Source organism: Chryseobacterium sp. WG14 (assembly GCF_024586945.1).
Lineage (GTDB): Bacteria > Bacteroidota > Bacteroidia > Flavobacteriales > Weeksellaceae > Chryseobacterium.
Window position 1 is genome coordinate 1 of record NZ_JALCZD010000026.1, and the last position, 5,428, is coordinate 5,428.

At 46.7% G+C, this 5,428-nt stretch carries 2 tRNA genes and 3 rRNA genes; all 5 read right to left on the reverse strand.

The annotated features are described in order from the left end of the window. Positions 1–49 precede the first annotated feature (49 nt). Positions 50–157, reverse strand: a 5S ribosomal RNA gene (gene rrf, locus MP478_RS22400). A 142-nt stretch (positions 158–299) separates the two neighbouring features. Beyond that, positions 300–3,065 (reverse strand): 23S ribosomal RNA (locus tag MP478_RS22405). A gap of 203 nt (positions 3,066–3,268) precedes the next feature. Next, a tRNA-Ala gene (locus MP478_RS22410) sits at positions 3,269–3,342 on the reverse strand. A gap of 80 nt (positions 3,343–3,422) precedes the next feature. Beyond that, a tRNA-Ile gene (locus MP478_RS22415) sits at positions 3,423–3,496 on the reverse strand. Between the two features lie 215 nt (positions 3,497–3,711). After that, a 16S ribosomal RNA gene (locus tag MP478_RS22420) occupies positions 3,712–5,228 on the reverse strand. The 16S, 23S and 5S rRNA genes sit together here with 2 tRNA genes alongside, the layout of an rRNA operon. Positions 5,229–5,428: the final 200 nt, after the last annotated feature.

Consider the following 5,428-nt stretch of genomic DNA (forward strand, 5'->3'; position numbering starts at 1 on the left):
AAAAAAAATCCTCTATCTTACGATAAAGGATTTTTAAAAATAAAATAAAAACTGGCGGCGGCCTACTCTCCCGCGTTAGCAGTACCATCGGCGCTGGTGGGCTTAACTTCTGTGTTCGGAATGGGAACAGGTGAGCCCCACCGCTAAAACCACCCTAAATAAGGTATATAAGATAAAGAGGTTTCAGATTCAAGATGCAAGACTTAATCTTGACTCTTGACTCTTGGTTCTTTTATCTGTTTTATCGATAAAAACTTTCACAAAGAGCTAACCTTGCTGCACTTCCGTGCGCCATATTAGGCTATAAATCTACGGGTAATTAGTACTACTCGGCTATGACATTACTGTCTTTACACCTGTAGCCTATCAACGTCGTCATCTCCAACGACCCTTAAAAGATGTCTCATCTTGAGGCGAGTTTCGCACTTATATGCCTTCAGTGCTTATCTCTTCCAAACGTAGCTACTCAGCGGTGCTCCTGGCGGAACAACTGATACACCAGAGGTTTGTTCAATTCGGTCCTCTCGTACTAGAATCAAGCCCTCTCAAACATCTAACGCCCGCAATAGATAGAGACCGAACTGTCTCACGACGTTCTGAACCCAGCTCGCGTGCCACTTTAATGGGCGAACAGCCCAACCCTTGGGACCTTCTCCAGCCCCAGGATGTGACGAGCCGACATCGAGGTGCCGAACCTCCCCGTCGATGTGAGCTCTTGGGGGAGACTAGCCTGTTATCCCCGGAGTACCTTTTATCCTATGAGCGATGGCCCTTCCATACGGAACCACCGGATCACTATGTCCTGCTTTCGCACCTGATCGACTTGTTGGTCTCACAGTCAAGCACCCTTATGCCATTACACTCTACGCACGGTTACCAAGCGTGCTGAGGGTACCTTTGAAAGCCTCCGTTACTCTTTTGGAGGCGACCACCCCAGTCAAACTACCCACCACGCAATGTCCTTCCTCTCAGAAGTTAGGCTCCAAGTAAGTAAAGGGTGGTATTTCAACGTTGGCTCCACAAACACTAGCGTGCCTGCTTCAAAGCCTCCCACCTATCCTACACATTACTTACTCAAAGTCAATACGAAGTTATAGTAAAGGTTCACAGGGTCTTTTCGTCCCATTGCGGGTACTCGGCATCTTCACCGAGACTACAATTTCACAGAGCTCATGGTTGAGACAGTGCCCAGATCGTTACACCATTCGTGCAGGTCGGAACTTACCCGACAAGGAATTTCGCTACCTTAGGACCGTTATAGTTACGGCCGCCGTTTACTGGGGCTTCAGTTAATGCCTTCGGTTTAACCCTAAGCACCTTCCTTAACCTTCCAGCACCGGGCAGGTGTCAGACCCTATACTGCATCTTTCGATTTTGCAGAGTCCTGTGTTTTTGATAAACAGTCGCCTGGGCCTCTTTACTGCGGCCACCATTGCTGATGGCGTCTCTTCTCCCGAAGTTACGAGACTATTTTGCCTAGTTCCTTAACCATGATTCACTCTAGCACCTTAGGATTCTCTCCTCGACCACCTGTGTCGGTTTTGGTACGGGTTGCTTCACTTCGGCTTTTCTTGGAAGCACTTTCCCTACAGCAGCTTCGCCCGAAGGCTAGGCCTTGACTATTCCGTCAGTCTCCAGTAAGTACGGCACTCCGTCCCCTTTTTAGTGTGAGCAAGTATGGGAATATTAACCCATTGTCCATCCACTACCCCTTTCGGGTTCGCGTTAGGTCCCGACTAACCCTCAGCTGATTAGCATGGCTGAGGAAGCCTTGGTCTTTCGGTGAGCGGGTTTCTCGCCCGCTTTATCGTTACTTATGCCTACATTTTCTTTTCTATCCGCTCCACAATACCTCACGATACTGCTTCGGCGCAAATAGAATGCTCTCCTACCAGATGTATTATTAAATACAAATCCATAGCTTCGGTAATATGTTTATGCCCGATTATTATCCATGCCGGACCGCTCGACTAGTGAGCTGTTACGCACTCTTTAAATGAATGGCTGCTTCCAAGCCAACATCCTAGCTGTCAATGCAGTCCAACCGCGTTGTTTCAACTTAACATATATTTTGGGACCTTAGCTGTTGGTCTGGGTTCTTTCCCTCTCGGACATGGACCTTAGCACCCATGCCCTCACTGCCGCAGAACATTTATTAGCATTCGGAGTTTGTCAGGAATTGGTAGGCGATGAAACCCCCGCATCCAATCAGTAGCTCTACCTCTAATAAACTCATTTGCGACGCTGCACCTAAATGCATTTCGGAGAGTACGAGCTATCTCCCAGTTTGATTGGCCTTTCACCCCTACCCACAGGTCATCCGAAGACTTTTCAACGTCAACCGGTTCGGTCCTCCACTCTGTGTTACCAGAGCTTCAACCTGCCCATGGGTAGATCACAAGGTTTCGCGTCTAATCCTACTAACTAACCGCCCTATTCAGACTCGCTTTCGCTCCGGCTCCGGTACTTAATACCTTAACCTCGCTAGTAAAATTAACTCGTAGGCTCATTATGCAAAAGGCACGCCGTCACACCTTATTGGTGCTCCGACCGCTTGTAGGCGTACGGTTTCAGGTTCTATTTCACCCTTCTATTCGAAGTGCTTTTCACCTTTCCTTCACAGTACTTGTTCACTATCGGTCTTTCAGGAGTATTTAGCCTTGGAGGATGGTCCCCCCATATTCAGACAGGATTTCACGTGTCCCGCCCTACTCATTTATCACTTAAATATGCCTTTCATATACGGGGCTATCACCCTCTACGGCCGTTCTTTCCAGAACATTCTATTAAACATAAATTAGCTTTTGGGCTAATCCGCTTTCGCTCGCCACTACTTACGGAATCTCTTCGATTTCTTTTCCTCCGGGTACTTAGATGTTTCAGTTCTCCGGGTTTGCTCTCTAAATAAATTTAGAGTGACTGGTCTTCAACCAGACGGGTTGCCCCATTCGGACATCTGCGGATCAATTCGTGTGTGCCGATCCCCGCAGCTTTTCGCAGCTTACCACGTCCTTCTTCGCCTCTGAAAGCCTAGGCATCCGCCATACGCCCTTAACGATTTCTTTCCTAATTATTAATTAGTTCAGTATTTTTTGATAAAATTTAATTTATCGATATTTTTATAAACTCGGCACTCGAAAGTGCTCGGTTATCTCTTTGTGATGTCTTTACCGTTAATGTCAATGATCTTAATGTCTTCTTGTCAAACTGATGAACAGATATTGTTTTTGGCTCTATCCGTAACTTTTAAATCAGTCTTCCAAAACTGTGGAGAATAAGGGAGTCGAACCCTTGACCTCCTGCGTGCAAGGCAGGCGCTCTAGCCAGCTGAGCTAATTCCCCCTCTAGGTTAATTTGATATTGTTTATTTGATATTTGATATTAATTTCAAACCTCAAATCACAAATCTCAAATTCAATTAGTAGTCTCGGGCAGGCTCGAACTGCCGACCTCTACATTATCAGTGTAGCGCTCTAACCAGCTGAGCTACGAGACTGTCTTTTTAGACTTACAGATCCTAGATGCTAGATACAAGACTTTTGCATTCGTCTTGGGTCTTGGCTCTGGGCTCTTGTATCTCTTTCCCTATACTAATTTCTAGTGGGTTTGTATTTTTTATATATAGCAACCAAATAAAAAACTAAAGCTTCTCTTTAAGTAAGTACATGGACACATTGTGTCCTTATTTGTTTAACGTTCTTCAACGCTCTAAAATGAGATGTTCCAGCCGCACCTTCCGGTACGGCTACCTTGTTACGACTTAGCCCTAGTTACCTGTTTTACCCTAGGCAGCTCCTGTTACGGTCACCGACTTCAGGTACCCCAGACTTCCATGGCTTGACGGGCGGTGTGTACAAGGCCCGGGAACGTATTCACCGCGCCATGGCTGATGCGCGATTACTAGCGATTCCAGCTTCATAGAGTCGAGTTGCAGACTCCAATCCGAACTGAGACCAGCTTTCGAGATTTGCATCACATCGCTGTGTAGCTGCCCTCTGTACTGGCCATTGTATTACGTGTGTGGCCCAAGGCGTAAGGGCCGTGATGATTTGACGTCATCCCCACCTTCCTCTCTACTTGCGTAGGCAGTCTCACTAGAGTCCCCAACTTAATGATGGCAACTAGTGACAGGGGTTGCGCTCGTTGCAGGACTTAACCTAACACCTCACGGCACGAGCTGACGACAACCATGCAGCACCTTGAAAATTGTCCGAAGAAAAGCCTATTTCTAAGCCTGTCAATTCCCATTTAAGCCTTGGTAAGGTTCCTCGCGTATCATCGAATTAAACCACATAATCCACCGCTTGTGCGGGCCCCCGTCAATTCCTTTGAGTTTCATTCTTGCGAACGTACTCCCCAGGTGGCTAACTTATCACTTTCGCTTAGTCTCTGAACCCCAAAGCCCAAAAACGAGTTAGCATCGTTTACGGCGTGGACTACCAGGGTATCTAATCCTGTTCGCTCCCCACGCTTTCGTCCATCAGCGTCAGTTGTTGCTTAGTAACCTGCCTTCGCAATTGGTGTTCTAAGTAATATCTATGCATTTCACCGCTACACTACTTATTCCAGCTACTTCAACAACACTCAAGACCCGCAGTATCAATGGCAGTTTCACAGTTAAGCTGTGAGATTTCACCACTGACTTACGAGTCCGCCTACGGACCCTTTAAACCCAATAAATCCGGATAACGCTTGCACCCTCCGTATTACCGCGGCTGCTGGCACGGAGTTAGCCGGTGCTTATTCGTATAGTACCTTCAGCTAGATACACGTATCTAGGTTTATCCCTATACAAAAGAAGTTTACAACCCATAGGGCCGTCGTCCTTCACGCGGGATGGCTGGATCAGGCTTTCACCCATTGTCCAATATTCCTCACTGCTGCCTCCCGTAGGAGTCTGGTCCGTGTCTCAGTACCAGTGTGGGGGATCACCCTCTCAGGCCCCCTAAAGATCGTAGACTTGGTGAGCCGTTACCTCACCAACTATCTAATCTTGCGCGTGCCCATCTCTATCCACCGTAGTTTTCAATATCAAGTGATGCCACTTAATATATTATGGGGTATTAATCTTCCTTTCGAAAGGCTATCCCCCTGATAAAGGCAGGTTGCACACGTGTTCCGCACCCGTACGCCGCTCTCTAGATTCCGAAGAATCTATACCGCTCGGCTTGCATGTGTTAGGCCTCCCGCTAGCGTTCATCCTGAGCCAGGATCAAACTCTCCATTGTATGTTTGTCTGACTCACTCAAAGTTTGACGCTTTAGTTTTTCCTTACTTGGTTGTTATATTGTATGTCAATGATCTTTATATCTTTCGCTTTTTAATGAAGCACTCTCTCTGTCAGTGGCGCTCCATATTTGCGAGTGCAAAAGTAAAACTTTATTTCGTAATGACCAAATGTTTTCGAAAGAAAATTTAAAGTTTATTT